This is a genomic window from Desulfovibrio sp. (genome assembly GCF_035644575.1).
Taxonomy (GTDB): Bacteria; Desulfobacterota; Desulfovibrionia; order Desulfovibrionales; family Desulfovibrionaceae; genus Desulfovibrio.
In genome coordinates, this window is the sequence record NZ_DASQOG010000174.1 from 1 (window position 1) to 2,905 (window position 2,905).

The window sequence follows — 2,905 nt, forward strand, 5'->3', positions numbered from 1 at the left end:
ACCGCCCACGCCGGTAAAGAATATACGCATCCGCTTCTGCATTTCTTGTGTCTTCATAATATCTCCCTACCGCTTCCGCGCCTTGAAGGCCGTGGGCGCAACCTGCAAACAGACCATGCAGCCCGTGCAGAGCGTGGCGTCTACAGCAAGATTGTCGCCCTCGCGGTAAAAGGCGGGGCAGGCCAGCTGCTCAAGGCAGCGCATGGCTTCCGGTCCCTGCTGGGCCACTTCGGCCACCTGGGGCTGAGCCTTTTTGAGCTGACGGCGGGCATACAGCACGCAGGGCTCTTCGGTAATCAGCACTCGCACGCCGCTCTGGGCCTTCATTTCTTCCAGCGCCTTGGTGACGGCCTTGACGTTGAAAGAGCGCACCTTGGCGCACTGGGTAACGCCCATGGCGCGCACAATGGCTTCGATATCCATGTGCTGGCTCATGGAGCCGAGCATGTCCTGCACCATGCCGGGGTTGGGCTGATGGCCGGTCATGGCCGTGGTGCCGTTGTCCAGAATGACCAGAATAATGTCATGCTGGTTGAAAACCGCGTTGGCAAGGCCCGTCATGCCGGAGTGGAAGAACGTGGAGTCGCCGATAAAGGCCACCACGGGTTTTTCCGATGCGCGGGCAAAGCCGCTGCCTGCGGATATGGAGGAACCCATGCACACCAGAAAATCCGCAGCGCGCAGGGGCGGCAGCAGACCGAGGGTGTAACAGCCGATGTCGCTGGAATAGAAGGCATCGTCGCCAAAAACCTGCCGTGCGGCATAGTAGACGGCGCGGTGCGAGCAACCGGCGCAGAGGTTCGGCGGGCGGCCCGGCAGATCCATGTCAACGCTGCGCACGGGCTTTGCCGGACAGGGCGTGTCGAGCCAGGAGGAAAGGCGGCGCATGACAAGGGTGGTGGAGTATTCACCCTGACCGGTGAGGCCGGAATCCTTGCCTTCAATGCGCACGTGGATGTCCTGCTTCTGCACCAGGGCGCGGATGTCCTGCTCCAGCAGGTCAACGCCTTCTTCAAGCACCAGCACACGGTCGCAGCCGCGCAGAAATTCGGTGATCATGGCGGTGGGCAGGGGCCAGGTCATGCCAAGCTCAAGCACGCGTACACGGTCTCCCCAGCCGCCAGCCGAAAGGGCATCGGCCAGATAATTGCGGGCCACGCCGCTGGTGATGATGCCGAGGCGCGTGGGCGTCTGGGGTTCATGCACCGTATTGAAGCGGCTGGATTCCGCAAACTGGCGGGCCTTTTCAATGATGCCGTCGAGCAGCAGATGGCGCTTGCGGGCCACAGCGGGAACCGGCACAAACCGGCTCGGGTCGCGCTTGAACTCAACCTTGGGCTGGGTGGCGGGCAGGTCGTCAAAATCCACTGCGCCGCGCATGTGGCTGACGCGCGTGGTGGTGCGCAGCATCACGGGCTGTTGCAACTCGCGGGCAAGACGAAAGGCCTCGCGGGTCATGTCCTTGGCTTCCTGCGCGGAGGCAGGCTCAAAACAGGGCAGCAGGGCAAAGCGCGCATAGGTGCGGTTGTCCTGTTCGTTCTGGCTCGAGTGGCAGCCGGGGTCGTCTGCCGTCAGCAAGACCATGCCGCCAGGCAGGCCAGTGTAAACGGAGGTGAACAGCGGGTCTGCGGCCACGTTGACGCCCACGTGCTTCATGGTCACGAGGCTCATGGCGCCGCCAAGGGCGGCACCGGCGGCCACTTCCATGGCTACCTTTTCATTGACGGAATATTCCAGCCGGTAGCGGCCTTCGCCGCCTAGGCGGTGGAACGTGTCCGGCACTTCCGAAGACGGAGTGCCAGGGTAACAACTGACCATATGCACACCCGCTTCAAGCGCGCCGCGCACAATGGCTTCGTTTCCCAACAGCAGGTGCCGCTCGCCGCGAGCGCCCTGCAACAGCGGATGATTGCTCATGTTCCCTCCAGGCTCAGGCATATCGCCTGAACCGCAACTGGATGCAAAATGGCGCGGCCCATGCGGCCCCGCCTACAATGACGCAAGCCCGCGCTGTTTGCACATGCGCGGGCTTGCGAAGAGATGTTTACTGGGCTTTGCCGGAAGATTTTTCCCCAGCGCCGTCTGGCGCTGCCGGGGTCGCAGTCTGGGCGGCTTCTTCTTCAACAATTTTAGGGGCCAGCGTGGTTGCGCGGGCGCGGAAATATTCGCTGTTGAGGCCCTGCGCCTCGCGCGAGAGGGCAAGATAGATGCGGGCGGCCTGTTCTGTCTGCCCGGCGGCAACGGCGGCTTCGGCCATCATCTGCTTGAGCTGGGGAGCGGTAACTTCACCCGGCAGCGCGGCTTGCAGCTTTTGCAGCAGGGCAAGAGCATCGGCGTATTTTCCGGCCTTGAGCATGGCTCCGGCCTCGTTCATGCCGGCAATCAGCGCAAGGGGGCCTTCGCTTTCCTTGGCGGCCTTGGCAAAGGCATCTGCGGCAGTGGCGTTGTCGCCGTTGCTCATGGCGCTTTGGCCCAGGGCCAGATAGGCGGAAAACTTCACGTCAGAGGGAGCTTTTTCCGCCAGGGCGGCAAGTTCCTTGACCTGCGCGGGGCCGCTGGTTTGCAGCACAATGCGCGCAAGCGACTGCCGCGCCTCATCGTTTTTGGACGTGCTGTACCAGCGCCAGATGCCCGAACCAGCCAGAACCAGCACAAACAGCACCACAATGCTGGCTATGGTGCCAGCGTGGCGCAGCATAAACTGGAGCATGGGGGCGCTTTCGGAGCTGACTTCTGCCTGAAGGTCGCGCAACAGGGGGGAATCCTCTGCGCCTTGATTCTTTTGCGGATTCATGTATCAAAACTCCTTAGGGAGGCGGAACCGCCGTAGTTTTTCCGCGCGTTTGCCCTGCGCGTTCCATGATCGGCGGAGCTGGACGGAAGCTTTTTTCTTAGGCCAGAATCA

2 protein-coding genes are annotated in these 2,905 nt (G+C 62.3%); both read right to left on the reverse strand.

Features of this window, described 5'->3' with window-relative positions; translation table 11 throughout:
- Nucleotides 1-66 precede the first annotated feature (66 nt).
- Complete coding sequence (gene iorA, locus VEZ52_RS10195) at nt 67-1,917, reverse strand: indolepyruvate ferredoxin oxidoreductase subunit alpha (protein ID WP_324836708.1); 1,851 nt, start codon at nt 1,915-1,917, stop codon at nt 67-69.
- 127 nt (nt 1,918-2,044) lie between these two features.
- Complete coding sequence (locus VEZ52_RS10200) at nt 2,045-2,794, reverse strand: tetratricopeptide repeat protein (protein ID WP_324836709.1); 750 nt, start codon at nt 2,792-2,794, stop codon at nt 2,045-2,047.
- Nucleotides 2,795-2,905: the final 111 nt, after the last annotated feature.